Origin of the sequence: Nonomuraea purpurea (assembly GCF_042650645.1) — a bacterium.
GTDB classification, from domain to species: domain Bacteria; phylum Actinomycetota; class Actinomycetes; order Streptosporangiales; family Streptosporangiaceae; genus Nonomuraea; species Nonomuraea purpurea.
The window spans coordinates 1-803 of record NZ_JBHSBI010000098.1 but is presented as its reverse complement, the minus strand read 5'-3'; the positions used below and the strand labels follow the sequence as shown (position 1 = coordinate 803).

The following is an 803-nucleotide window of genomic DNA, read 5'->3' as shown; positions in this document are numbered from 1 at the left end:
ACCCGCAGCGTGTGCACGCCGTACACGAGGCTGAAGGCGCGGAAGTCCACCTGCTCGTACGGATCGGCCAGGGCGAGGCCGGGGAAGCGCCGCAGCAGTGCCGGGAAGGCGATGCGCATCTCCATCCGCGCCAGCGGCGCCCCGAGGCAGTGGTGCACACCATGGCCGAAGGCGACGTGACCGGCGGCTCCCCGAGTGATGTCGAGTGTCTCGGGATCGTCGACGAAGGCAGGGTCGCGGTTGGCGGCGGGAAACGAGCAGATCACGAGTGATCCCGCGGGGATGGCATGCCCGGCGATCTCCACATCCGTCGTGGTCGTGCGCGGCGGCAGCAACTGCACGATGGACAGCCAGCGCAACAGTTCCTCGATGGCGGGTTCGACCTGGGCCTGATCCTCGCGGATCATCGCCAGCTGGTCCGGGTGCCGCAGCAGGGCCAGGGTGCCCAGGCCGAGCATGTTCGAGGTCGTCTCATGCCCGGCCAGCAGCAGAAGTCCCGCGATGCCGATCAGCTCGTCCGTGCTGAGATCGTGGCCGTGCTCGCGCACCAGCATGCCCAGCATGTCCTCGCCCGGATCCGCCTGGGCGCGGGCCACCAGCCCGGCCATGTAGGCGCGGTCCTCCCGCTGTGCCGCGACGCGCTGTTCCATCGGCAAGGAGGTGTCCAGCAGGCGTACGGCGCGTTCGTGGAACTCGGCGCGGTCGGTCTGCGGCACGCCCAGCAGCTCGCAGATCACCAGCGACGGCACCGGCAGCGCGAAGTGCTCCACCAGGTCGGCCGGCTTGCCGGCCCGCTCCAGATC

The 803-nt window shown here is 70.1% G+C and carries 1 protein-coding gene; it reads right to left on the bottom strand.

The features are described 5' to 3' along the window. The coding region (locus tag ACFOY2_RS54690) for a cytochrome P450 (protein WP_379536118.1) at nucleotides 1-803 on the bottom strand (803 nt) is incomplete at both ends.